This window comes from Oerskovia sp. NPDC057915 (assembly GCF_042887685.1).
Taxonomy (GTDB): domain Bacteria; phylum Actinomycetota; class Actinomycetes; order Actinomycetales; family Cellulomonadaceae; genus Oerskovia.
In genome coordinates this window covers 1-24,875 of the sequence record NZ_JBHVOS010000014.1, presented here as the reverse complement: position 1 = coordinate 24,875, position 24,875 = coordinate 1, and the positions used below count along the sequence as shown (strand labels likewise).

Below are 24,875 nucleotides of genomic sequence, written 5' to 3'. Positions count from 1 at the left end.
GAACGGGGCGCCGAGCCGGACGGGTCAGTGCGCGAAGTGGCGCGTGCCCGTCAGGTACAGCGTGACGCCGGCGGCCTGCGCGGCCGCGACGACCTCGTCGTCACGGACCGAGCCGCCGGGCTGGACCACGGCCTTGACCCCCGCGTCGAGCAGGACCTGCAGGCCGTCCGCGAAGGGGAAGAACGCGTCGGACGCGGCGACCGCGCCGCGAGCGCGCTCCTCGCCGTCGGCGCCGAGCGTGTTGGCGCGCTCGACCGACAGGCGGCACGAGTCGACGCGGTTGACCTGACCCATGCCGATGCCGACCGCGGCCCCGCCCTTGGCGAGCAGGATCGCGTTCGACTTCGCGGCGCGCACGGCCCGCCACGCGAACTGGAGGTCGGCGAGCGTCTCGGCGTCCGCAGCCTCGCCCGTCGCGAGGGCCCACGACTCGGGGCTGTCGCCGCCGTTCTCCGACGCGGCGTCGATGCGGTCGACCTGCTGCATGAGCAGCCCGCCCGAGACGGGGCGGATCTCGACGCTCGCGCTCGGGGCGCCGTCGACCTGGAGCAGGCGGACGTTCTTCTTGCGCGAGAGGATCTCGAGCGCCTCGGGCTCGTAGCCCGGGGCCACGACGACCTCGGTGAAGACCCCCGCGATCTGCTGGGCGGCCGCCGCGCTGACCACGGCGTTGGTCGCGATGACCCCGCCGTACGCCGAGACCGGGTCGGTCGCGTGGGCCTTGGCGTGTGCGTCGGCCACGTCGCTGCCGACCGCGACGCCGCACGGGTTGGCGTGCTTGATGATCGCGACGGTCGGGGCGTCGCCGTGGTCGTGCGCGGCGCGCCACGCGGCGTCGGCGTCGACGTAGTTGTTGTAGCTCATGGCCTTGCCGTGCAGCTGGTTCGCCTGCGCGAGGCCCGTGGCGCCGTGGCCGTTCGTGTAGAGCGCGGCGCGCTGGTGCGGGTTCTCGCCGTAGCGCAGCACGTCGGAACGGTCCCAGGTGGCGCCGACCCAGGCGGGGAAGCCCGTGCTCACCGTCTCGCCGTCGACCTGGGTGGCATCGGTGGGCGCGACGACGCTGCTCATCCACGACGCCACCGCGACGTCGTAGGTCGCGGTGTGCACGAACGCCTGCACCGCGAGCGCCTTGCGCTGGGCATACGTGAAGCCACCGGCCTGGACCGCGGCGACCACGTCGCCGTACGCGGCGGGGTCGACGACGACGGCCACGCTCGGGTGGTTCTTGGCCGCGGCGCGCACCATCGAGGGGCCGCCGATGTCGATCTGCTCGATCACGGCGTCCGGACCGGCACCCGACGCGACCGTGTCCGCGAACGGGTACAGGTTGACGACCACGAGCTCGAACGGCGCGATCTCGAGCTGCGCGAGCTGGTCGAGGTGGTCCTGCTTGCGGGTGTCCGCGAGGATCCCGGCGTGCACGCGCGGGTGCAGCGTCTTGACGCGCCCTTCGAGGCACTCGGGGAACCCGGTGAGGTCCTCGACCTTGGTCACGGGGACACCGGCCGCGGCGATCGTGGACGCGGTCGAGCCGGTCGAGACGAGCTCGACGCCCGCGGCGTGCAGTGCCGTGGCGAGCTCGACGAGGCCGGTCTTGTCGTAGACGCTCAGCAGGGCGCGGCGTACGGGGCGCTGGGCGTCGTCGGCGATCTGGAGGTCAGGGGAGGTGGAGGCTGCGGACATCGAGGGGCTCCTGTGGGTCGTCAGCGGGTCGCGGAATTCCGGTCACCCAGGCGCCCAGGCGGACGACGCACCAACAGGTCGATCGGACGCTCCCCGGTGGTCGTTCCCACCTTCGCCAGTCGCGGCCGTCTCCGATCCTACCGCGCCCGGTTCGCAGCGGGCCTCGCCAGGATCCGCCCCCTGCCCGACGGCGCCACGCACCCGGGCGAGCGGGTCGCCCTGGGTGCGTGGCGCCGTCGGGCACCTGGGCTCCCTGAACGGCGGGGCGCCACGCGACCCGGCCCGCTGCGCCGCACACGAGATGCGGCCATCTGGGGTCGGAGCGAGCCTCCGACCCCAGATGGCCTCCTCTCGAACGTAGTGCGCAACGACTCTCGACAACTCAGGCGACGACGTCCGAGGCCAGCAGCTCGTCGAGGCGGTCGTAGCCCTCGCTCATGCCGTCGGCCATGCCCGAGCCGACCATGGCGTCGCGGGACTCGACCGACTGGTGGACCGAGCGCGTGACGATCCTGGTCCCGCCGCCCGGCAGGTCCTCGAACGTGACCTCGTCGAGGCTCACGTGCCCGGGGGCACCCGCGAACTCGAAGGTCTGGACGGCCCTCGTGTCCGGGACGACCGAGTGGAACGTGCCGAAGAACCCGTACTCCTCGTCGCCCGCACGGTGGGCGTAGGCCCACGAGCCGCCCGTCCGGGCGTCCCAGTGGTCGAGGACCATCTCGTAGCGGCGGGGGCCGAGCCACTGCGTGACGAGCGTCGGGTCGGTGAAGGCCCGGAACACGAGGGGCCGCGGGGCGTCGACGTCGCGCACGACCTCGATGAAGGGTGTTCCCGGAGGCGCCGTGACGGTCGTGGGGTGCGTGCTGCTCATGACTGCTCCTTCGATAGGTCCGACGACGGCGCCTGGAGCCGCCCGAGGAGGGCGTCGAGCCGGCGGTACTGCCGCTCCGCGGTGAGCCGGTACTCGTCGATCCACGCCGTGAGCCGTTCGAGCGCGGCGGGATCGAGATGGCAGGGTCGTCGTTGGCCGTCCCGGGTGCGGGTGATGAGGCCCGCGGTCTCGAGGACCTGGATGTGCCGGGACACGGCCTGCTTCGTGATGGGGAAGGGTGCGGCGAGCTCGTTGACCGTGGCCGGCCCCCTGGACAGCGTGGCGACGATGCTCCGACGGACCGGGTCGGCCAGCGCGAGGAACGCGCGGTCGAGGTCGGCGGCCGTCTCGTCGTGGGAGTCGTCCAGGAGGGTCATGTCGGCCTTGCTCGTCGTGATCAACAGTTATGTTGATCAACATACTCATTGATCATGTGGCCGGTCAAGAGGTGGGGACAATCGGTCTGCCGCAACAGCAGTCCGCCCGGTGCCCGAGCGTCACCACCTGTTGACCCGAACCCGCACCACCCCGTCGGGATCTGGGCATGCCGCCCGGTGCAGCAACATCGGCCGCGCCTCGTCGACGGTTTCCGGGACGGCGAACCCGCCGACCGCACCAGCGAGGCGCCGCTCGATCCCCGGCAGGCTGTCCTCGTCGATCCGCACACAGCGCACCGCGCCGTCCGCCGTGAGGTAGACGAGGTCACGTTGCGGGTCGTCGTCCTCGTCGACGATCCCCTTCAGCACCGCCGTCACGTCGGTGGACACGTCCGGCCAGACCTCCACCATGGCCCGCGGGCGGAACACCGGCCGGGGATTGCCTGCGACGATCCGGTGCCAACGGCTCCACCCGGCGTGCTCCTGGACGAGCACGCCCCCGCGCTCGTCGACCAAGTCGTCGACGGTCGCCCAGAACGTCTCGTCGACCGGAGGTACGTCAGCCAGCTCCGCCCACGCGTCCGCAGTCGTCGGGTCGTACGGGGACTCCCGGATCCGGACCGGGAACAGGCCAGACGCCGCGACGGCCTCGACCGCCTGCAGGCACGGCTCGGACGCCCCGATGTACATGTAGAGGTCGTAACCCGTGTGCACGAACATGCGCCCCTCGGCCTCGAAGCGGCACCACAGCGTCGGGACCTCGGGGGCAGGTCGATCGAGGCTCTCGGCCCGCAGCGCCTCACGCACCAGGAGCCTGGCCCCCGCGACGTCCACGATCGCGCCGTCGTAGCAGCCTTCGAGACGCGTCCCGAAGAGCCGGGCCAGGACGCTCCCCGGGTCGAGGTCGGAGTCGTCGTGCCAGAGCTCGGTATCGCGCAGCGTCAGCCGTTCGACCCCGAGCTCGCGCGCGATGATCGAGACCGCGTCGACGTAGGCGTCCTCGATCGAGCCGTCGGCGTCCGGCCGCTCGTCCCAGTCGACCGTCCCGTCCGGGTTGACGGTCCGCGTCGCGGGGTCGTACTTGGTGACCTCGTAGGTGAACGGGAGCTGCACGGACGGCCTCCTGACGGGTGTCGCGCGGCGCTGCGCCGGGCGACCGTCCGATCCTGCCCGACGGCGCGCCCTGCGCACCCCACCTTTTCAGCGCCCCCGTCCAGGATCACCCTCTCGACGCTAGACCTGCCGCCACCTCGCGCGGCTCACCCCAGCAGCGCCCGGCGCCCCTCGACCCGCAGGCCCTCGCGCGCAGCGCGCCCGACCGTCTCGACGAGCAGCGCCCGCTCGGCGACCTTGATGCGCTCGTGCAGCGCCTGCTCGTCGTCCGAGTCCTCGACCGTCACGGCCGCCTGCGCGATGATCGGCCCCGTGTCCACGCCCGTGTCGACCACGTGGACCGTGCAGCCCGTGACCTTGACGCCGTACGCGAGCGCGTCGCGGACCCCGTGCGCCCCCGGGAACGACGGCAGGAGCGCCGGGTGGGTGTTGATCGTCCGGCCCGCGAAACGGTCCACGAACGCCGGGCTCAGGATGCGCATGAAGCCCGCGAGGACCACGAGGTCGGGCGAGAAGACCGCGACGGCCTCCGCGACGCCGTCGTTCCACGCGTCGCGGTCCGCGAAGTCGCCCGGTGCCACGACGACCGACGCGACCCCCGCCTGGCGTGCCAGGTCGAGCGCGCCCGCGCCCGGCTTGTCCGTCACGACTCCCACGACCCGTGCCCCGTAGGCGGGGTCCTCGTGCGCCGCGAGCAGCGCCGCGAGGTTGCTGCCCGCCCCCGAGACCAGGACGACGACCCGCGCCGCGCTCGTCGTGTCGATGGGCTGACCGGAAGGTGTGCGCACGGTGCTCCTCGGAGGCGTCGGCAGTGGTGGAGAATGGGGGAGAAAAGCCAGGTACCACCCTAGTCCGCGCCGGAGAGGCGCCGGTCTGCTCGTCCGCCCCTGGGGCGGGACCCGCGGGCCGGTTCCGCCCGGTGCCACCCGCGAAGCACCGAGGAGCTGCCCATGGGCAACCCGTACGCGCCCCCACGTCCCGGCCAGAAGCCGACCGACGAGGCGCGGAAGCCCACCCCTCCCCCGGTGCAGGGGCCCCCGGTTCCTCCCGCCCACGACGCCGCGCCCGGTCAGGTCCGTCCCGGCCGCACCGGCGGCGGCCCGCCCGCACCGGGCGAGCCGCCCGTGCCCGTCGACCCCGACACGCTGCGCGCGACCACGCGGCAGGTGCTGCACTTCGGGCTGCTCATGCTCGTCACGCTCGTCACGAGCTCGCTCGCGTTCCCGTGGCGGGTCTCGAGCCTCTTCTTCGCGGTCGTGACGATCGTGTTCGGGGTCCGCGCGATGCGTGCGGTGTGGCGCGCCCGCCTGGGCGGGGCGCTGCTGCCCGCGGTCGCCGTCGGGCTGGGCCTGACCGCGACCATGTCCCTGTCGATGCTCGGCGGCCTCGCGATGTGGGACGTCGAGCTCGACAACCAGCAGTGCCTCGACGGTGCCATCACGGTCTCGGCGCAGCAGGAGTGCGCCGTGCAGTACGAGCAGGCGCGCGAGCAGTGGACGAAGGACCGGCTGGGTCGGTAGGCCAGGCCGGCAACGGTCGCCGGTCCGCCGCGCCCGGGGAGATCAGTCGACGGGCGCGGCGGCGTCCTCGGGGGCGGTGTCGTCGGGAGCGGTGTCGTCGTGACGGTGACGCACCCGCTCGGTGACGGCCGCCTTGCCCCACGCCAGCGCGAGCGCCGCGCCACCCGCGATCTCCGCGGCGACGATGCCCCCGGCGAGCAGCGGCGGCGCGCCCACGTGGGCCATGCGCCCCGGGCCGACGGCGCCGCCCGCCAGGACCTGCAGCACCACCACGAGCAGTCCCGCGCTCAGGGCGACGCCTGCCAGCGCGAGGCCGAGGTCCGCCCAGCGGGCGTCGTGGCGCCCGCACCGGCGCCAGACGAACACCCCCGCCACGACGCCCAGGACCACGACGAGAACGGGGGCGAACGACGCGAGGACCGTCGTCCACTCGGGTCCGGGCAGGGCGCCGAGGAGCGGCACGGCGGGCAGCGCGCCGGGCTCCGAGGCGCTGGTCGTGAAGCTGCTCCCCTCGCCCACCACGAAGCCGGGTCCGGCGATCCAGGAACTCACCCAGAGCACCAGGTTCGGCACGACCGCGAGCTGCGAGACGGCCAGGATCAGCCCCCCGAGCAGGCCCGGCGCGAGGCCGACGACGATGTCTCCCGACGTCGCCCGACCGGCGACGACCCAGGCGCCGACCACGACGCTCGACAGCCCGACCAGCAGCGCCAGGCCCAGCAGGCCCGCGCGGGCGCCGAGCCGCACGACGGGCGGGACGTACGGGTCGAGGACCGCAGTCAGGTCGGCGACCCTGGGGGCGTCGGGGCGCGACAGGATCCCGGCACCGAGGCCGATCCCCGCGACGACCGCGCCACCCAGCAGGGCGAACAGGACGTCCCACCCCGGCGCCGACCCCGCGAGCAGCGCGATGACGAGCGTGGCGACCGCGTAGACCCCGACGCCGACGGCCCACGACGACGTCGCGGTGTGCGCCGAGCGACGGGCCGACGCGAAGCACGTGAAGACGACGAGGAACGTGAGGCCGAGCGGCACCATCGTGATCGAGGTGCCGGCGGCCGCGAGCGGGACCCCGTGCGCCAGGAGCCAGAAACCGGCGGCGACCGACACCGACTGCCCCCAGCCCCCGGCGTCACCCTCGCCCGGACCTGCGGAGGACGCGAGGAACGCCGCGACCGCCGGGAGGATCACCACGGCCAGCGAGAGGGCGAGCGCCTGGAGCGCGGCGACCACGCCCGAGATCCAGCGCCGAGGGGCTTCGAGGGGACGACGAGGACCGCGGGCGGGCTCCTCGACCGTGCGGGGTGCCCGTCGCCCGGCGACGGACTGGGTGGGCGTGGTCATGGTCTCCATCGTCGTCGATCGGTCGGCCCTGGCGGTGCAGGTCGGGCGGCGCGCCCGCGATCCGCGCACCTGGCCCGGCGTGTCCAGGAAGAACAGGGTACGCCGACGGCGCCCGGCCGAATGGTGGCCGGGCGCCGTCGGGCATGCTGAGCGGGTGCTCAGCGGGGCGTGGTCAGGAGAGGATCTCGCGCATGAGCGCGGCCGTCTCGGACGGCGTCTTGCCGACCTTGACGCCTGCAGCCTCGAGGGCCTCCTTCTTGGCCTGCGCGGTGCCCGAGGAGCCGGACACGATGGCGCCCGCGTGACCCATGGTCTTGCCCTCGGGGGCCGTGAAGCCCGCGACGTAGCCGACGACCGGCTTGGTCACGTGCGCCTGGATGTACGCCGCGGCACGCTCCTCGGCGTCGCCACCGATCTCGCCGATCATGACGATCGCCTCGGTGTCGGGGTCCGCCTCGAACGCCGCGAGGGCGTCGATGTGCGTGGTGCCGATGATCGGGTCGCCACCGATGCCGATCGCGGTCGAGAAGCCGAAGTCACGCAGCTCGTACATCATCTGGTAGGTCAGCGTGCCGGACTTCGAGACGAGCCCGATCTTGCCGGGGCCCGTGATGTCGGCCGGGATGATCCCGACGTTCGACTTCCCGGGGCTGATGATGCCCGGGCAGTTGGGGCCGATGAGACGGACGCCCTTGGCCTCGGCCAGGGTGAAGAACTCCGCGGAGTCCGCGACCGGGACGCCCTCGGTGATGATGACGGTCAGCGGCATGCCGGCCTCGATGGACTCGACGACCGCGGACTTCGTGAACGCCGGGGGCACGAAGATCACGGAGACGTCGGCGCCCGTGGCGGCGATGGCCTCGGAGACGGACCCGAAGACGGGGACGTCGACAGTGCCCTCACCCTTCGGGAAGGAGACCGAGGTGCCGGCCTTGCGCGGGTTCACGCCGCCCACGATGTTGGTGCCGGAGGCCAGCATGCGCGTCGTGTGCTTCTGGCCCTCCGAACCCGTCATGCCCTGGACGATGACCTTGGAGTCCTCGTTGATGAAGATTGCCATGTCTGTCTGTTTTCTCTCTCGGGTCTCGGTCAGGAAGCGGCGTTGGCCAGCTCGGCAGCCTTGTCGGCGCCGCCGTCCATCGTCTCGGCCAGGGTGACGAGCGGGTGGTTCGCCTGGGCGAGGATCGCGCGCCCCTCCTCGACGTTGTTGCCGTCGAGACGGACGACGAGCGGCTTGTTCGCCTCGTCGCCGAGGATCGCGAGCGCCTGGACGATGCCGTTGGCGACCTCGTCGCACGCCGTGATGCCGCCGAAGACGTTCACGAACACGCTCTTGACCTGCTCGTCGTTGAGGATGACGTCCAGGCCCGCGGCCATGACGGCTGCGGACGCGCCGCCGCCGATGTCGAGGAAGTTGGCGGGCTTGACGCCGCCGTGCTGCTCACCCGCGTAGGCGACGACGTCGAGCGTGCTCATGACGAGCCCCGCACCGTTGCCGATGATGCCGACCTGGCCGTCGAGCTTGACGTAGTTGAGGTCGTTCTCCTTGGCCTTGGCCTCGAGAGGGTCGGCCGCGTCCTTGTCCTCGAGCTCGGCGTGGTCCGCGTGGCGGAACCCGGCGTTCTCGTCGAGGGTCACCTTGCCGTCGAGCGCGACGATCGAGCCGTCCTCGGTGCGGACCAGGGGGTTGACCTCGACCAGGGTCGCGTCCTCCTCCTTGTAGACGGTCCACAGCTTCTGGATGACGTCGGCGACCTGCGCCTTGATGTCGTCGGCGAACCCGGCGGCGGCGACGATCTCGTCGGCCTTCGCCTGGTCGATGCCGACGGTCGGGTCCACGGCGACCTTCGCGAGCGCCTCGGGGCGCTCGACCGCGAGGACCTCGATCTCCATGCCACCCTCGACGCTCGCCATGGCGAGGTACGAGCGGTTGGCCCGGTCGAGGAGCACCGAGAAGTAGAACTCCTCGGCGATCTTCGCGCCGGCCGCGATCATGACGCGGTGGACCGTGTGGCCCTTGATGTCCATGCCGAGGATCTCGGACGCCTTCTCGGCGGCCTCCTCGGGCGAGTGGGCGAGCTTGACGCCGCCCGCCTTGCCACGTCCTCCGGTCTTGACCTGGGCCTTGACGACCACGGTCCCGCCACCGAGCTTCTCAGCGCCCTCGCGAGCCTCTTCGGGGGTCGTGGCGACCACGCCGCCCAGCACGGGCACGCCGTGCTTCTCGAAGATGTCGCGCGCCTGGTATTCGAACAGGTCCACCCTGTGTCGTCCTTCCATCTGACTGCCTGACCGGCCTACCGATGTCTCGACATCGAGACATCCCGTCACAGGGTAGCCCGGCGACACGCCGAGACCTACCCGGAGCAGCCCGTCGCCCCGGCCCGGCGCTGTCTCGTTGGCCACACCGCAGGGGTGTCCACGGGCGCCACGACGCCCGGCGTGGCGCACCGCACGGGTGGCAGGGTGCGGCCGGGAAAGGGGCCCTGACCTGCCCGACGGCGCCGCTCGCCCAGGGCGGGCACGCGGCGCCGGGCACGGGCCCGGCCGGGCGCGCAGCCGGGCCGTGCGCCCGGTCGCGATCCCGCGCCGATCACCCGGCGCGGGCCGACGACCCGACGTGCGGGCCGCCGTCGGGCCTCTAGAGCTTGGTGACGGGCGAGAAGCGCAGCAGGAGGCGCTTGGTGCCGTCGGCCCCGAAGTCGATCTTGGCGACCGCGTTGGTACCCGCACCCTCGACCGCGACGACCGTGCCGAGCCCGTAGGCGTCGTGCGTGACCTTGTCGCCGATCGCGAGCGAGGGGATGTCCCCCTCCTTGCGCGGGGTCGCCGAGCCGAACTTCGGCCCGTCCGGGTTGGGCGTGACCGAGCGCGTGCGGACCGCGCCGTTGCGCGAGCCCGACCCCCCCGAGCCGTAGCCGGTCCCCGACCCGCCGCGCGAGCCGCCCGATGACGAGCCCCACCCGCCCGTGTAGCCGCCCGGACCGCGCAGGGTCGCCATGGACGACTCCTTGCGGCGCCAGTCCCACAGGTCCTCGGGGATCTCGTCGAGGAACCGGCTGGGCGGGAACTCGTTGGCCATGCCCCACGCCGAGCGCACCGCGGAGCGCGAGATGTAGAGCCGCTCCCGGGCGCGCGTGATGCCGACGTACGCGAGACGTCGCTCCTCGGCGAGCTCGCTCTCGTCGTGCAGCGAGCGCATGTGCGGGAACGTGCCGTCCTCCATGCCGCTCAGGAACACCACGGGGAACTCGAGGCCCTTGGCCGTGTGCAGCGTCATGAGCGTCACGACGCCAGGGTCCACGACGGGCTTGCCCTCGTGCCCCTCGTCGTCGCTCGACGGGATCTGGTCCGAGTCCGCGACGAGCGAGACCCGCTCCAGGAAGTCCGTGAGGGTCCCCTCGGGCTCGAGCTCGGTGAACTCGCTCGCGACCGCGTGCAGCTCGGCGAGGTTCTCGACGCGCGACCCGTCCTGCGGGTCGTCGCTGGCCCGCAGCTCGGCGAGGTAGCCCGAGCGGTCGAGGACGGCACCGAGGATCTCCGCGGGAGTCGCGCCCGTCGCGTACAGGTCGAGCAGCCCGTGGAACAGCTCGCGGAACGTGCGCAGCGGGTTCAGGGTCCGGGTCGTCATGCCCGGGATCTCCTCGGCCCGGTCGAGCGACGCGGCGAACGAGATGCGCTCGCGCTCGGCGAACGCGGCGACCAGGGCCTCCGCGCGGTCGCCGAGACCGCGCTTGGGCACGTTGAGGATGCGGCGCAGGTTCACGTCGTCGTCCGGGTTCGCGACGGCCCGCAGGTAGGCGATCGCGTCCTTGATCTCGCGCCGCTCGTAGAAGCGCGTGCCGCCCACGACCTTGTAGGGCAGACCGACGCGGATCAGCACCTCCTCGAGGGCACGGGACTGCGCGTTGGTCCGGTAGAAGATCGCGACGTCGCCCGGGCGCACGCCGTCCGAGTCGCCGAGGCGGTCGATCTCCTCGGCGATGAAGCGCGCTTCCTCGTGCTCGTTGTCCGCGACGTAGCCGATGATCTTGACGCCCGCCCCCGCGTCCGTCCACAGGCGCTTGGGCTTGCGGTCGATGTTGCGCGAGATCACGGCGTTCGCGGCCGAGAGGATGTTCTGCGTCGAGCGGTAGTTCTGCTCGAGCAGGATGGTGCGGGCGTTCGGGTAGTCGGCCTCGAACTCGAGGATGTTGCGGATCGTGGCCCCACGGAACGCGTAGATCGACTGGTCGGCGTCACCCACGACCGTGAGCTCGCCGGGCGGGATGGTGCCCGGGGCCCACGTGCCGTCCTCGCTCTGAGCCTCCGGGGCGCTCGCCCCCGCGAGCTCACGGACCAGGACGTACTGGGCGTGGTTGGTGTCCTGGTACTCGTCGACCAGCACGTGCCGGAACCGGCGACGGTAGTGCTCCGCGACGGCCGGGAAGGCCTGCAGGAGGTTGACCGTGGTCATGATGATGTCGTCGAAGTCGAGCGCGTGGGCCTGCGCGAGGCGGGCCTGGTAGCGCGTGTAGACGTCCGAGAGGACCTGGTCGAACGCGTTGGCCGGGCCAGCGCCGGGCGTGCCGTCGGCAGCCGACGCGCCGCTCTCGCGCGCGTAGCGCTCGGGGTCGATCAGCTCGTTCTTCAGGTCAGAGATCTTGTTGGACAGCGTCCGCGCCGGGTACTTCTTCACGTCGAGGTTGAGCTCGCGGCTCACGAGCGTGATGAGGCGCTGGGAGTCCGCCGCGTCGTAGATCGAGAAGCTCGACTTGAGCCCGAGCGCCGAGGCCTCCTTGCGCAGGATCCGCACGCACGCCGAGTGGAACGTCGAGACCCACATGTACCGGGCCGCAGGACCGATGAGCGCCTCGACGCGCTCGCGCATCTCCGCGGCAGCCTTGTTGGTGAACGTGATCGCGAGGATCTCGCCCGGCCGGGCCCGACCCGTCGCGAGCAGGTACGCGATGCGGTGCGTCAGGACCCTCGTCTTGCCCGAGCCCGCACCGGCCACGATGAGCAGCGGGCTGCCCGCGTGCACCACGGCCTCGCGCTGCTGCGGGTTCATGCCGTCGAGCAGCGAGTCCGGGTCGATGTGCGAGAACCCGCCCGCGCGGTGCCCGTCCTCGTCGTGGGCCGCCGCGTCGGCACGCCCCGCCGAGCCGCGCTCCGCCGAGCCGCGCCCCGGGCGGGCGGACCCGCGTGCGGAACCTCCGCCGTCGGGCGCCTCGTCCCACCGCGGCGCGGTGGTCGGCAGGCGCGACGAGTCCCCGAGGGACGCGAGGTCGAATCCGGGCAGCGGCAGGTTCTCGAAGAGCGATGTCATAGCCCTCCCAGCCTAGGCGTGCGCACCGACACTCCCCGCATCGGCGCGCGCCCCACGAGCTCGGGGCGCGCGGCACCTCCCGGCCCCTCGGACTCCCGTGGCCCTCGGGACACGGGCTCGACCGATGACTTCGCTCCCCCGCGCCGGTCCTCCCCACGACGCCCTCCGTCGAGGGCGCCCCGCTGCGAAGGAGGAGTCATGACGAGAACCCACTTCACGGGCCTGCACACGGTCGCCGTCCCGGTGCGCGACCAGGACGCCGCGCTCGCGTTCTACCGCGACACCCTGGGCTTCGAGGTCCGCATGGACGGCGACCTCCAGGAGGGCTTCCGCTGGATCGAGGTCGCCCCACCCGGTGCGGCGGTCTCGGTCGCCCTCGTCCAGGAGGGCCAGGGACAGGAGGCCGGGACGGACACGGGCATCCGCCTCGCGACCTCCGACGCCGCCGCCGACCACGCGGCGCTCGGGGCCCAGGGCGTGCGCGTCGAGGAGCTGCTGCGGTGGGACGGCGTCCCGCCCATGTTCTCGATGCGCGACCTCGACGGCAACGTGCTCTACGTGACGGAGATCTCGGTGGGCTGAACCGTCCGGGCGGCGCGGCTGCGGCCGGCGGTGCCGAGCACGGGGTCGTGGTCGTTCCGCCGCCCAGGACGGTCAACGCCCCGTTCTCGGCAACCGGCCGCCCGGCGACCACCATCAGGACCCACGGACGAGGCACGGCCGGGGCAGATAGTGTCGGGACGTGAACGTCTTCGCCGACCCCGTGACCCTGACCGGCCCCCTCGTGCGCCTCGTCCCGCTGCACCCGGACCACCACGACGCCCTCGTCGAGGCCGTGCGCGACGGCGAGCTGTGGAACGCCTGGTACACCTCGGTCCCGACCCCCGAGGAGATGGCGCAGTACATCCGGGACAAGATCGCGGCACGGGAGGCCGGGACGGCCAACCCGTGGGTCGTGATACGCAACGCCGACGACCAGGTCGTGGGCGTGACGACGTTCCTCGGGATCGACCCGCTCAACCGCCGCGTCGAGATCGGCTACACCTGGACCCGGGCCAGCGCGCAGGGCACGGGCGTCAACCCCGCCGCCAAGCTGCTGCTCCTCACGCACGCGTTCGACGACCTCGACGCGATCGCGGTCGAGCTCCGCACCCACTTCCACAACCGGCAGTCCCGGGCCGCGATCGAGGGGATCGGGGCCCGGCTCGACGGCGTGCTGCGCAGCCACCAGATCGGGTACGACGGCACGCTGCGCGACACGGTCGTCTACTCGATCACGGCCGCCGAGTGGCCGACCGTGCGGGTCGGCCTGGAGTACCGGCTCCGTCCGCGGCTCGAGGGCTAGCACCCTCGGAGGGGGCCGAGGACGAGGTGGCGGTGGTTCTGCCGCCCAGGACCACCCGGACCCCGTTCTCGACGCCGACGACGGCACCGGCAGCCGGGCGGGCGCCCGCAGCGGGGCCGGGGCGGGTCACGTGACCGCCAGGCCCACTCCCCACGTCGCGGCCGCGAGCAGCCCGCCCAGGAGCTGGACCAGGATCGTGATGCCCGTGGCCTGGAGCGCCGCGACGGTCGCCCGCCAGGCCGCACGACGGTCACGTCGGCGGATCAGCTCGGCCACGAAGACGGCGCCGACGAAGCCGACGAACAGGCCGACCACGGGGATGACGAAGAACCCGACCACCCCCGCGAGGCCTCCCCAGGCGAGCGTCGACCACGGGACGTCGGCCCGGCGCATGTGCCGCCCCGCCAGCAGGAGCTGGCTCGCCTCGGCGGCGACGATGAACGTGGCGGCGACCGCGAAGCAGACCCAGGCCCCCGTCCCGCCCGTCATGACCGCCCACACGAGGATCGCCCCGCCCACGAGCGTGTTGCCCGGCAGGACCTGCACCACGATCCCGGCCAGCCCGACCAGGATCACCAGGCCGACGACGACCTCTCCCACGACGCTCACGCGTGCGCACCCACTTCCTCGACGACAGAGCCGGGACGACAGAGCTCCCCGCACCCTGACGGGTACGGGGAGCTCGTCAATCTACGCGACCCCTGGCCGGGCGGTCCGCACCGGCAGGCAGGCCGGTGCGGTGCCCAGGACGCCGGGTCGCGCATGCCGGGGTCAGACGAAGACCGCCACGATGATGTTGACCAGCGTGAGGCCGCCGATCGAGTGCTTGAGCGCGGGCGAGATCTTGTCGCCCTGGCGCACGCCGACGAACGCGAGGACGGCGATGATCACGGCGATGACGAGCTTGATGCCGATCTTCATCATGCTGGGCCCGCCGTCGTCCCACATGCCGCTCATCTCGGCCACGCCGACCATGAGGATGCCCGCGACGGCTGCCGTCGCGGCGCCGTGGAAGACGCCCTTGTTGAGCGCGGTGGACTTGAGCGACACGAAGTAGCCGCCGAGGACGATGGCCCAGCCGACGAAGTGCAGGACCGCGAACACGTTGTAGACGATTTCCATGACCGCATCCTAGTTTGCTGACGCCGCTGTCGGAAAAAGATCGGCGTGGCGCTGCTCACCCATCGCCCCGCCCGACGCTCGTCCGACGCTCGTCCGACGCCCGCCCCACGCCCGCCCATCGCCCCGCCCGACGCCTCGACGAGCACGCCGCAGGGCGCCGAAGTCTGAGACACCCATCCACCATGCGGACAGGGGGTGTTCATTCACCCGCTGCCTCTGTAGATTTCCCGCCATGACCACGGCAGCGCACCTCCTCCTCGTGACGGCACGTCACGAGTCGACGGCCTGCGCCCGCGACAGCTTCTGCTGTTGTTGTTGACCCGCGCCTGACTCAGCCCGAGCCGTCCTCGCCGACCGCTCGCCATCTTCCTGAGCCAAGGGTGCGCGTGGTCGGCCCTCAGCCCCCTCGTTCCATGCTGAGTCCCTCGGTCCGCGTGCCCACGTCCCCCCACGAGGAGCACGATGACGCCGCCGCACACCACCACGGACGCGACCCCGGTCGCCGACCAGCAGGCAGGCAGCACCACCGGTACCGCGCCCAGCCCGCAGGCGCCCGACGCCGCCGCTCGCCCCGAGCGTCCGGCCCGCCCCGCGCGCGTCGCCCGGCCCAACGGCCAGTGGGCCGTCGACGGCAAGGAGCCGCTCAACGGCAACGAGAAGTGGAAGCAGGAGGACGGCGGCCTCTCGGTGCGCCAGCGCATCGAGGACGTCTACTCCCGCGAGGGCTTCGACTCGATCACGGGCGACGACCTGCACGGACGGTTCCGCTGGTGGGGCCTGTACACGCAGCGCAAGCCCGGGATCGACGGCGGGCGCACCGCTGCGCTCGAGCCGCACGAGCTCGAGGACAAGTACTTCATGCTCCGCGTGCGCATCGACGGCGGTGCGGTCACGACCGAGCAGCTGCGCGTCATCGCGGACATCTCGCGCGACTTCGGCCGCGACAGCGCCGACATCACGGACCGCCAGAACATCCAGCTCCACTGGGTCGAGGTCGAGGACGTGCCCGAGATCTGGCGCCGCCTCGAGTCCGTGGGCCTCCAGACCACCGAGGCGTGCGGCGACGTCCCGCGCGTGGTCCTCGGGAGCCCGGTCGCCGGGATCGCGGCGGACGAGCTGATCGACCCCGCCCGCGTCATCAAGGAGATCACCGACAAGTACATCGGGGTCCCCGAGCTCGCGAACCTGCCGCGCAAGTTCAAGACCGCCGTGACGGGCCACCCCTCCCAGGACGTGGTCCACGAGATCAACGACGTGGGCTTCGTCGCGCTCGAGCACCCCGAGCTCGGCATCGGCTTCGACCTGTGGGTCGGCGGCGGCCTGTCCGCGAACCCCCGGCTCGGCGAGCGCCTCGGTGCGTTCGTCACCGAGGAGCAGGTGGCCGACGTGTGGCACGGGGTCGTCCAGATCTTCCGCGACTACGGCTACCGGCGCCTGCGCAACAAGGCCCGCCTGAAGTTCCTCCTCGCAGACTGGGGGCCCGCGAAGTTCCGCGAGGTCCTCGAGACCGAGTACCTGGGCTACGCGCTGCCCGACGGCCCGCCCGCCCCGCAGCCCGACCAGCCGGGCGACCACATCGGCGTGCACAAGCAGAAGGACGGCCTCAACTACATCGGCGCCGCGCCCTACGTGGGGCGTGTCTCGGGCACCATCCTCGCGGCCGTCGCCGACCTCGCCGAGTCCGCCGGGTCGCACCGCGTCCGCTTCACCCCGCACCAGAAGCTGCTCGTCCTCGACGTCCCCGACGAGCACCTCGAGCGCGTCGTGTCCGGGCTCAAGGAGCAGGGCCTCGACGCGAACCCGAGCCCGTTCCGCCGCAGCACCATCGCGTGCACGGGCATCGAGTACTGCAAGCTCGCGATCGTCGAGACCAAGGCCGCGGCGAGCCGCGCGATCGACGACCTCGAGAAGCGCCTGGGCGACCTCTCGACGATGAAGCCGCTCTCGCTGCACATCAACGGCTGCCCCAACTCGTGCGCCCGCATCCAGACCGCGGACATCGGCCTCAAGGGTCAGCTCGTGATGGACGACGACGGCAACCAGGTCCCCGGCTTCCAGGTCCACCTGGGCGGCGGGCTGACCTCGGACGACCGTGCGGAGGCCGGCCTCGGCCGCACCGTGCGCGGCCTCAAGGTCACCAACGACGACCTGCCCGAGTACGTCGAGCGCGTCGTGCGCCAGTTCGAGAAGGAGAAGGAGGGCGAGGAGAGCTTCGCCCGGTGGGCGCACCGCGCGGACGAGGAGTCGCTGCGATGAGCGGGCCGACCACCGCCGCTGGCGGGGCGTCGAGCGCGGCGGGCGCGACGCCGTCGGGCACCGCGGGTGCTCCTGGCACCGCAGGCACGGCGACCGGCGGCGACCCGCTGGCCGCGCTGCGCGCCGCCGCCAGGGCACGCACCGAGGCGCGTACCGCGTCCCGGGCCGCGCACGCCGCCCGCCGCGCCGAGAACGCCCGCCCCCGGCGGACAGCCGACGAGCTGCGTGCGATCGTCGAGCGCGGTCAGGCCGAGCTGCACGGCTCAGGCCTGGGCGCCACGGACGAAGCGACCGCCGAGCAGGTCGTCGCGTGGGCCGTGCGCGAGTTCGGCGACTCGATCGCCGTCGCGTGCTCGATGGCGGACGCGGTCCTGCCGCACGTCGTCGCGCAGCAGGCCCCCTGGGTCGACGTCCTGTTCCTCGAGACCGGCTACCACTTCCCCGAGACCTCGGGCACGCGCGACGCCGTCGAGCAGCAGATGGAGGTCACGATCGTCGACGTCCTGCCCCAGCTCACCGTGGCCCAGCAGGACGAGGCGCACGGCAAGGACCTGTGGTCGCGCGACCCCGCCGCGTGCTGCGCGATGCGCAAGGTCGAACCCCTGACCCGCACGCTCGGCGAGTACGAGGTCTGGGTCACGGGCGTGCGCCGCGACGAGGCCCCCACCCGCACGGGCACCCCGCTCGTGACCTGGGACGAGAAGAACGGGCTGGTCAAGATCAACCCGCTCGCCGCCTGGTCCTTCGACGACCTGCTCGGCTACGCAGCCGACCACCAGGTGATCCTGAACCCGCTGCTCAACGACGGGTACCCGTCGATCGGCTGCGCGCCCTGCACGCGCCGCGTCGCCCCCGGCGAGGACCCGCGCGCAGGCCGCTGGGCCGGGCTCGACAAGACCGAGTGCGGGCTCCACGTATGAGCGCCGTGACCACGGGCCTCTCGACCGCGCCCACCGACCACCCCACGCACCCCGACGAGAAGAGCGACGCCTTGACCGCCCCCCTCGCCCCACCGGCCTCCCCCACGGAGACCACCGAGACCACCTCCACCTACCGCCTGACCCAGCTCGAGTCCCTCGAGTCCGAGGCGATCCACATCATCCGCGAGGTCGTCGCCGAGTTCGAGCGCCCCGTGCTGCTGTTCAGCGGCGGCAAGGACTCGGTCGTCATGCTGCACCTGGCGACCAAGGCGTTCTGGCCGGCCCCGGTGCCGTTCCCGCTGCTGCACGTCGACACGGGCCACAACTTCCCCGAGGTCCTGGAGTACCGCGACGCCACGGTCGAGCGCCTCGGCGCCCGTCTCGAGGTCGCGAGCGTCCAGGACTACCTCGACGACGGCCGCCTCCTGGAGCGCGCCGACGGCACCAGGAACCCGCTCCAGACCCAGCCGCTGCTCGACGCCATCACGGGCCACAGGTTCGACGCCGTGTTCGGCGGCGGGCGCCGCGACGAGGAGAAGGCGCGCGCCAAGGAGCGCGTCATCTCGCTGCGCGACGAGTTCGGGCAGTGGGACCCGCGCAACCAGCGCCCCGAGCTGTGGAACCTGTACAACGGCCGCCACCGGCCGGGCGAGCACGTCCGCGCGTTCCCGCTGAGCAACTGGACCGAGCTCGACATCTGGCGCTACATCGCGGCCGAGAAGATCGACCTGCCCAGCCTCTACTACGCGCACGAGCGCGAGGTCTTCGAGCGCGACGGGATGCTGCTCGCCGTCGGGCCGTACTCCCAGCCCCGCAACGACGCCGAGGCCGCGAACGTGCGCACCGAGACGGTGCGCTACCGGACGGTGGGCGACATGTCCTGCACGGGTGCCGTCGAGAGCACGGCCTACACGGTCGACGACGTCATCACCGAGGTCGCCGCGACGCGCATCACCGAGCGCGGCGCCACGCGCGCCGACGACCGGATCTCCGAAGCCGCCATGGAAGACCGCAAGAAGGAGGGGTACTTCTAGTGAGCGCCACCACCACGCACCCGCTGCCCGCCGAGGGCGCCGTGCCCGCCGAGACCACCGGCGACCCCCAGGTGCTCCCCACGAGCACCCTGCTGCGCCTCGCGACCGCCGGGTCCGTCGACGACGGGAAGTCGACCCTCGTCGGTCGCCTGCTGTTCGACTCCAAGTCCGTGCTCGCGGACCAGCTCGACGCCGTCGAGCGCGTCTCGCGCGACCGCGGCCTCGCCACGGCCGACCTCGCGCTGCTGACCGACGGTCTGCGCGCCGAGCGCGAGCAGGGCATCACGATCGACGTCGCCTACCGCTACTTCGCGACCGCCAGGCGCTCGTTCATCCTGGCCGACTGCCCCGGGCACGTGCAGTACACGCGCAACACCGTGACCGGCGCCTCGACGGCGGACGTGGTCGTGCTGCTCATCGACGCACGCAAGGGGCTCCTGGAGCAGACGCGACGCCACCTCGCGGTCGCGAGCCTCCTGCGGGTGCCGCACGTGATCGTGGCCGTCAACAAGATCGACCTCGTCGACTACAGCCAGGAGCGCTACGAGGAGCTCGCGGACCAGATCCGCGAGGCCGCGGCCTCGCTCGGCGTCGCGCACATCCTCACGCTGCCGGTCTCGGCGCTCGAGGGCGTCAACGTCGTCGACCGCTCGGGCGGGCCCGACGGCAGGACGCCCTGGTACGACGGGCCGAGCCTGCTCGACCTGCTCGAGGAGCTCCCCGCGGCCGAGACGCCCGACACCGAGGCGTTCCGCTTCCCCGTCCAGGTCGTCCTGCGCCCCCAGGGCGCGGCCCTCGAGGAACGGTTCCGCGACTACCGCGGGTACGCGGGCCAGATCGCCTCGGGGGTCGTCCGCGTGGGCGACGAGGTCGTGGTCCTGCCCAGCGGGAAGAAGAGCACGGTCGAGGGCATCGACACGGCCGACGGCACGCTCGCCGAGGCCTTCGCTCCCCAGTCCGTCACGATCCGCCTCACGGACGAGATCGACATCGCCCGCGGCGACCTCGTCGCGGCAGCGGCCGACGCCCCCGAGGTCACGCAGGACGTCGAGGGCACCGTCGCGTGGCTCAGCGACAAGACCCTGCGCCCCGGCACCCGCGTGCTGCTCAAGCACACGACCCGCACCGTGCAGGCCGTGGTGCGCGACGTCGTCGGGCGTCTGGACCTCGACACCGCCGAGCTCGAGCCCGCGGAGACGCTCGAGCTCAACGACATCGGGCGCGTCACCCTGCGCCTCGCCTCACCCGTCGCGGCCGAGGAGTACGTCACCTCGCGCCGCACCGGTGCCTTCCTCCTGATCGACGGTCAGGACGGCGGCACCCTCGCAGCAGGAATGGTCGGAGACGCCCTGGCGGCCGTGCGATGTCCTTCGCAGCGTCCCGTGCAGTACGCGATCTGAGGCCCACCCGACCACCGCAGGTCGGGGCCCGGACCACCGGGCCCTCGGATCGCGTACTGCACGGATCGGCGCTGCCGGGACTCGACACGTCCACCGCCAGGCAACCACCGACCATCCAGAAGGATCCACCATGAACACGTCGTCCCGCCCGACCCGCACGACCCGAGCCGGCACGTCACGACACCGCTTCGCCCGGACCCGCTCCGCGGTCGCCGCGATCGCCGTCGCGCCGCTGCTCCTGCTCTCCGCCTGCTCCACGGGCACGTCCGACGCCGCCGACGGCCCCGAGAAGTCCTCGGGCGCCGCCGACGAGCTGCGCCTCGGCTACTTCGCGAACGTCACGCACGCCCCCGCGCTCGTCGGGGTCGCAGGCGGGCAGTTCGAGGAGGCCCTGGGCGACACCACGCTCTCCACCCAGGTCTTCAACGCCGGCCCTGCCGCGATCGAGGCGCTCAACGCCGGGGCCATCGACGCCACGTTCATCGGCCCCAACCCCGCGATCAACAACTTCGTGAAGTCGAACGGAGAGGCCGTGCGCATCATCGCGGGCTCGACGTCGGGAGGGGCCCAGCTCGTCGTGCGCGACGGGATCGACACGGCCACCGACCTCAAGGGCACCAAGATCGCCTCGCCCCAGCTCGGCGGCACCCAGGACGTCGCGCTGCGTGCCTGGCTCACCGAGAACGGCCTGAAGAACGACATCCAGGGCGGCGGGGACGTCGCGGTCACCCCGACCGAGAACGCCCAGACCCTCACGCTGTTCCAGAACGGCGAGCTCGACGGCGGCTGGCTGCCCGAGCCCTGGGCCTCGCGCCTGGTGCTCGACGCGGGCGCCCACGTCCTGGTCGACGAGAAGGACCTGTGGGACGACGGCCAGTTCCTCACCACGCACCTCATCGTCCGCACCGACTTCCTCGAGGAGCACCCCGAGACCGTCGAGGCGCTCCTGCGCGGGGAGGTCGCGGCGATCGACTGGCTCGACGCCAACCCTGACGAGGCCAAGACCCTCGTCAACGGCGAGATCGAGAAGATCGCCGGCAAGCCGCTGTCGGACGAGGTCCTCGACCGCGCCTTCACCAACATCACCTTCACGACGGACCCGCTCGCGGGCACGCTCAACACCCTGCTCGAGGACGGCGTGACCGCCGGGACCACCACCGAGGCGGACCTGAACGGCATCTACGACCTGAGCCTGCTCAACAAGGTGCTGAAGGAGGCCGGTCAGCCGACCGTCTCCGCCGCAGGTCTCGGCAAGGAGTAGCACGATGACCACCACGTCCCCCGCCCGCACGGGCACCCCGACCGGAACGGCACCGCGCGACGAGACCGGTCCCACGACCGGCGTCCGCCTGCGCGGCGTGTCCAAGCGGTTCTCCCCGACGGGCGCCCCGGTGCTCGACGGGATCGACCTCGACATCGCGCAGGGCGAGTTCGTCTGCCTGCTCGGAGCCTCCGGCTGCGGCAAGTCGACGCTGCTCAACATCGTCGCGGGCCTCGAGCGCCCGACCACGGGGGACGTGGAGGTCGCCGGGGACGGCGCGGCCCTGATGTTCCAGGAGTCCGCGCTGTTCCCCTGGCTCACCGCGAGCCGCAACATCGAGCTCGCCCTGAAGTTCCGGGGCGTGCCCCGCTCCGAGCGTCGCGAGCGGGCCGCCGAGCTGCTCTCGCTCGTGCGCCTCGACGGCTCGGGCGACAAGCGCGTCCACGAGCTCTCGGGCGGCATGCGCCAGCGCGTCGCGCTGGCGCGCTCGCTCGCCCAGGAGCGGGACGTCCTGCTCATGGACGAGCCGTTCGCGGCGCTCGACGCGATCACCCGTGACCTGCTGCACGACGAGCTCGAGCGCGTCTGGGAGCAGACGGGCCGCACGATCGTGTTCATCACGCACAACGTCCGTGAGGCCGTGCGGCTCGGGCAGCGCGTGCTGCTCATGTCGTCGCGCCCCGGGCGCATCGTGCGCGAGTGGGACGTCGACGTGTACGGGGCCGACGAGCAGCGCAGCATCGAGGCCGCCGCCGCGTCGCGCCTCGCGACCGAGATCACCAACGACCTCCGTGAGGAGATCCGCCGCCATGCCGTCTGAGACGTCGAAGAGCACCGAGACCCTGGCCCCGCGCGACGAGGCCCTGCCCGGCCCGGACGCGTCCGGGCTCTCGCCCGAGACGCGCGAGACCGCCGCGACCGGTCCGCGCGAGACAGGCGCCGTCGTCGGGCACGCCAAGGACGTGAGCGACATCGAGGCGGGCCTCGACGCCCTCCAGACGACCGTCGCGCCCACCGCGAGCCGGTGGTCGAAGGCGTTCCACGCCGTCTACCCGCCGGTCCTCGCGATCGCGATCCTGCTCGCCGTCTGGCAGACGCTCGTGTGGCTCGAGGTCCAGCCCATCTACAACCTGCCCGGCCCCGAGCAGGTCTGGGAGGCCGTCACGCGCGCCGCCGCGAGCGGCACGCTGTGGCAGGCCCTCGGGACGAGCCTCGAGCGCGGCGTCCTGGGCTTCTTGGCGGCCGTCGCGATCGGCACCCCGCTGGGCATCCTCGTGGCGCGCGTGCGCTGGGTGCGTGTGTCGTTCGGGCCCATCATCACGGGGCTCCAGGTGCTGCCGTCGGTCGCCTGGGTGCCCGCGGGCATCATCTGGTTCGGGCTGTCGGACGCCACGGTGTACTTCGTCATCCTCATGGGCGCGGTGCCCTCGATCATCAACGGGATCGTGTCGGGCGTCGACCAGGTGCCGCCGCTGTACCGGCGCGTGGGTCAGGTCCTGGGCGCGGGGCGGTTCCAGATGATCAAGGACGTCATCCTGCCCGCGGCCTTCCCCGGCTACCTCGCGGGCCTCAAGCAGGGCTGGGCGTTCTCGTGGCGCTCGCTCATGGCCGCCGAGATCATCGCGGTCGGCGGCGGGATCGGGTTCGGGCTGGGGGCGTTCCTCCAGCAGGGCCGCGAGCTGTCCGACATGGCGCTCGTCTTCACCGCGATCCTGCTGATCCTCGTGGTCGGCATGGTCATCGAGCTGCTCTTCTTCGCTCCGGTCGAGAAGACCATGCTGCGTCGCCGGGGCCTGGCTCCGGAGACGTCGACGAGCAAGGGCTCGGGGTGGCTGCTGCGCCGGCGTGAGCTGGCCGCCGCCGCTTTCGGGCGATGATGGGCGCATGAACCCTGAGCTCTACCCCCTCGGTCTGCGGATCGCGGGCCGTCCGGTCGTCGTCGTGGGCGGCGGCCCGGTCGCTGCGCGACGCACCCGGTCGCTCGTCCGCGCGGGCGCGCACGTGCGCGTCGTGGCGCCGGAGGTCTGCGAGGACCTGGCGGCGCTGGTCGCCCCCCTGCCCGACGGCGCCGCTCGCCCCGACGGGTCCGGCCCGGCCGGGACCGTGGCCTGGGAGGCACGCTCGTTCCGGCCCGGTGACGTCGAGGGCGCGTGGCTCGTGCACACCGCGACCGGCTCCCCCGAGGTCGACGCGGCCGTCGCGGCCGAGGCCGAGTCGCTGCGCGTCTTCTGCGTGAGTGCGGGAGACGCCGAGGCCGGCACCGCCTGGGTGCCCGCGGTGGCGCGGGTCACGGTCGGGGGCGGTGGTGCCGGCGGTGCTGCGGGTTCGTCCCCAGCGGTCGTGGCGTCGGACGCCGACGCCACGGAGATCACCGTCGCTGTGAGCGCAGGTCGCGACCCACGGCGCGCCCAGCGGGTCCGCGACGCGATCGACGCCCTGCTCGCGACGGGCGAGCTGCCGCTGAGGCCGGTCCGGCCCGCCGCGCACGGCCGCGGGAGCGTCGCCCTGGTGGGTGGCGGCCCCGGCGACCCCGGTCTCGTCACGGCGCGCGGACGCCGGCTGCTCGCGCAGGCCGAGGTCGTGGTGACCGACCGCCTGGGCCCGCGCGCGCTGCTCGACGGGCTCGCGGACGACGTCGTCGTGATCGACGTCGGCAAGACCCCGGGCTTCCACCCGGTCCCGCAGGAGGAGATCAACGCGCTGCTGGTCGAGCACGCGCTCGCGGGACGCCGTGTCGTCCGGCTCAAGGGCGGCGACCCGTACGTGTTCGGGCGCGGGGGCGAGGAGCTCATCGCGTGCGAGGAGCACGGCATCCCCGTCGAGGTCGTGCCCGGTGTGACGAGCGCGGTGTCGGTGCCCGCGGCCGTGGGCATCCCCGTGACGCACCGCGGCTGGTCGCGCGGCTTCACCGTCCTGACCGGGCACGAGGACATCGGCAAGGTCCCCGCGGCCTCCGACCACACCGTCGTCCTGCTCATGGGCGTCTCACGGCTCCGCGACTCCGCAGCCGCCCTCGTGGCCTCGGGGCGCTCGCCCGAGACCCCGGTCGCGGTCGTCGAGGACGGCTACGGCCCTCGCCAGCGCTCGACCGTCGGGACGCTCGCGACCATCGCCGACGTCGCGACAGCGGCCGGCGTCCGCGCACCGGCCGTGACCGTGATCGGCGACGTGGTGCGGGTGAGCCCGGCGTGGCGGGCGGCCGGCCTGGACTGACGGCCGGCTGTCGAGTACGTGAGGGGGGCGGCCGGCACCGGGTGGGGGCCGCCTCACGGAAGAGCCGACGCGGGCGCCTGAGGCCGGGGGGGGGGGGGGGGCGGTGAT

Annotated in this window: 22 protein-coding genes and 1 riboswitch; of the genes, 11 read left to right on the top strand and 11 right to left on the bottom strand. The window is 72.7% G+C overall.

Annotated features, from left to right (window positions below; genetic code table 11):
* Window positions 1-24: 24 nt before the first annotated feature.
* The 5 genes from purH to purN form a co-directional block, all read right to left on the bottom strand.
* Window positions 25-1,683, bottom strand: a complete 1,659-nt coding sequence (gene purH, locus ACFVQ3_RS10880) for a bifunctional phosphoribosylaminoimidazolecarboxamide formyltransferase/IMP cyclohydrolase (protein ID WP_387638608.1) — start codon at window positions 1,681-1,683, stop codon at window positions 25-27.
* 45 nt (window positions 1,684-1,728) lie between these two features.
* A riboswitch (ZMP/ZTP riboswitch) is annotated at window positions 1,729-1,816 on the bottom strand.
* A gap of 249 nt (window positions 1,817-2,065) precedes the next feature.
* Window positions 2,066-2,554, bottom strand: coding sequence for an SRPBCC family protein (locus tag ACFVQ3_RS10875; RefSeq protein WP_387638606.1), 489 nt, complete (start codon window positions 2,552-2,554; stop codon window positions 2,066-2,068).
* Complete coding sequence (locus ACFVQ3_RS10870; protein ID WP_387638800.1) at window positions 2,551-2,931, bottom strand: ArsR/SmtB family transcription factor; 381 nt, start codon at window positions 2,929-2,931, stop codon at window positions 2,551-2,553. The genes ACFVQ3_RS10875 and ACFVQ3_RS10870 overlap by 4 nt, the downstream gene beginning before the upstream one ends.
* 120 nt (window positions 2,932-3,051) lie before the next feature.
* Window positions 3,052-4,044: a hypothetical protein gene (locus tag ACFVQ3_RS10865; protein WP_387638603.1), complete on the bottom strand. Its 993-nt coding sequence runs from the start codon at window positions 4,042-4,044 to the stop codon at window positions 3,052-3,054.
* A gap of 146 nt (window positions 4,045-4,190) precedes the next feature.
* Window positions 4,191-4,832 (bottom strand): phosphoribosylglycinamide formyltransferase, encoded by a 642-nt coding sequence (gene purN / locus ACFVQ3_RS10860; protein WP_387638600.1) that lies wholly within the window; start codon window positions 4,830-4,832, stop codon window positions 4,191-4,193.
* Between the two features lie 162 nt (window positions 4,833-4,994).
* Between purN and ACFVQ3_RS10855 the strand changes: the two genes are divergently transcribed.
* On the top strand, window positions 4,995-5,564 hold the full coding sequence (locus tag ACFVQ3_RS10855; RefSeq protein ID WP_387638597.1) for a hypothetical protein: 570 nt from the start codon (window positions 4,995-4,997) through the stop codon (window positions 5,562-5,564).
* A 42-nt stretch (window positions 5,565-5,606) separates the two neighbouring features.
* On the opposite strand, the gene ACFVQ3_RS10850 is transcribed toward ACFVQ3_RS10855, so the two are convergent.
* The 4 genes from ACFVQ3_RS10850 to pcrA all read right to left on the bottom strand — a co-directional run bounded on the left by ACFVQ3_RS10850 (window position 5,607) and on the right by pcrA (window position 12,216).
* Window positions 5,607-6,908 carry a DUF6350 family protein gene (locus tag ACFVQ3_RS10850; RefSeq protein ID WP_387638594.1) on the bottom strand — a complete coding sequence of 434 codons (1,302 nt, stop codon included), beginning with the start codon at window positions 6,906-6,908 and terminating at the stop codon, window positions 5,607-5,609.
* A gap of 172 nt (window positions 6,909-7,080) precedes the next feature.
* A complete protein-coding gene (gene sucD, locus ACFVQ3_RS10845) occupies window positions 7,081-7,968 on the bottom strand; it encodes a succinate--CoA ligase subunit alpha (RefSeq protein ID WP_387638591.1) in 888 nt (295 codons plus the stop codon).
* Between the two features lie 29 nt (window positions 7,969-7,997).
* Entirely contained in the window at window positions 7,998-9,170 is a 1,173-nt protein-coding gene (gene sucC / locus ACFVQ3_RS10840; RefSeq protein ID WP_387487734.1) for an ADP-forming succinate--CoA ligase subunit beta, read from the bottom strand.
* A 379-nt stretch (window positions 9,171-9,549) separates the two neighbouring features.
* Window positions 9,550-12,216, bottom strand: a complete 2,667-nt coding sequence (gene pcrA, locus ACFVQ3_RS10835) for a DNA helicase PcrA (protein WP_387638589.1) — start codon at window positions 12,214-12,216, stop codon at window positions 9,550-9,552.
* Between the two features lie 198 nt (window positions 12,217-12,414).
* Between pcrA and ACFVQ3_RS10830 the strand changes: the two genes are divergently transcribed.
* Window positions 12,415-12,798, top strand: a complete 384-nt coding sequence (locus ACFVQ3_RS10830; protein WP_387638586.1) for a VOC family protein — start codon at window positions 12,415-12,417, stop codon at window positions 12,796-12,798.
* 160 nt (window positions 12,799-12,958) lie between these two features.
* Complete coding sequence (locus ACFVQ3_RS10825) at window positions 12,959-13,561, top strand: GNAT family N-acetyltransferase (protein WP_387638583.1); 603 nt, start codon at window positions 12,959-12,961, stop codon at window positions 13,559-13,561.
* Window positions 13,562-13,687: 126 nt separating this feature from the next.
* Here the strand turns inward: ACFVQ3_RS10825 and ACFVQ3_RS10820 are convergent, their stop codons facing one another.
* Both ACFVQ3_RS10820 and ACFVQ3_RS10815 read right to left on the bottom strand, forming a co-directional pair.
* Window positions 13,688-14,170, bottom strand: a complete 483-nt coding sequence (locus tag ACFVQ3_RS10820; RefSeq protein ID WP_387638580.1) for a DUF456 domain-containing protein — start codon at window positions 14,168-14,170, stop codon at window positions 13,688-13,690.
* Between the two features lie 162 nt (window positions 14,171-14,332).
* Window positions 14,333-14,683 carry a hypothetical protein gene (locus ACFVQ3_RS10815; protein ID WP_387638577.1) on the bottom strand — a complete coding sequence of 117 codons (351 nt, stop codon included), beginning with the start codon at window positions 14,681-14,683 and terminating at the stop codon, window positions 14,333-14,335.
* 462 nt (window positions 14,684-15,145) lie between these two features.
* On the opposite strand from ACFVQ3_RS10815, the gene ACFVQ3_RS10810 reads away from it, so the two are divergent.
* The 8 genes from ACFVQ3_RS10810 to cobA all read left to right on the top strand — a co-directional run bounded on the left by ACFVQ3_RS10810 (window position 15,146) and on the right by cobA (window position 24,767).
* Entirely contained in the window at window positions 15,146-16,939 is a 1,794-nt protein-coding gene (locus ACFVQ3_RS10810) for a nitrite/sulfite reductase (RefSeq protein WP_387638575.1), read from the top strand.
* Window positions 16,936-17,859, top strand: a complete 924-nt coding sequence (locus ACFVQ3_RS10805) for a phosphoadenylyl-sulfate reductase (RefSeq protein WP_387638572.1) — start codon at window positions 16,936-16,938, stop codon at window positions 17,857-17,859. The genes ACFVQ3_RS10810 and ACFVQ3_RS10805 overlap by 4 nt, the downstream gene beginning before the upstream one ends.
* A complete protein-coding gene (gene cysD / locus ACFVQ3_RS10800) occupies window positions 17,856-18,893 on the top strand; it encodes a sulfate adenylyltransferase subunit CysD (RefSeq protein ID WP_387638569.1) in 1,038 nt (345 codons plus the stop codon). The genes ACFVQ3_RS10805 and cysD overlap by 4 nt, the downstream gene beginning before the upstream one ends.
* 23 nt (window positions 18,894-18,916) lie before the next feature.
* The gene (locus ACFVQ3_RS10795; protein WP_387638797.1) at window positions 18,917-20,293 is read left to right on the top strand and encodes a sulfate adenylyltransferase subunit 1; all 1,377 of its coding nucleotides are present in this window, start codon (window positions 18,917-18,919) and stop codon (window positions 20,291-20,293) included.
* A 130-nt stretch (window positions 20,294-20,423) separates the two neighbouring features.
* Window positions 20,424-21,554 (top strand): ABC transporter substrate-binding protein, encoded by a 1,131-nt coding sequence (locus tag ACFVQ3_RS10790; protein ID WP_387638566.1) that lies wholly within the window; start codon window positions 20,424-20,426, stop codon window positions 21,552-21,554.
* 4 nt (window positions 21,555-21,558) lie between these two features.
* Window positions 21,559-22,374, top strand: a complete 816-nt coding sequence (locus ACFVQ3_RS10785) for an ABC transporter ATP-binding protein (RefSeq protein WP_387638564.1) — start codon at window positions 21,559-21,561, stop codon at window positions 22,372-22,374.
* Window positions 22,364-23,431, top strand: coding sequence for an ABC transporter permease (locus ACFVQ3_RS10780; RefSeq protein WP_387638561.1), 1,068 nt, complete (start codon window positions 22,364-22,366; stop codon window positions 23,429-23,431). The genes ACFVQ3_RS10785 and ACFVQ3_RS10780 overlap by 11 nt, the downstream gene beginning before the upstream one ends.
* A gap of 7 nt (window positions 23,432-23,438) precedes the next feature.
* The gene (gene cobA / locus ACFVQ3_RS10775; RefSeq protein WP_387638559.1) at window positions 23,439-24,767 is read left to right on the top strand and encodes a uroporphyrinogen-III C-methyltransferase; all 1,329 of its coding nucleotides are present in this window, start codon (window positions 23,439-23,441) and stop codon (window positions 24,765-24,767) included.
* Window positions 24,768-24,875: the final 108 nt, after the last annotated feature.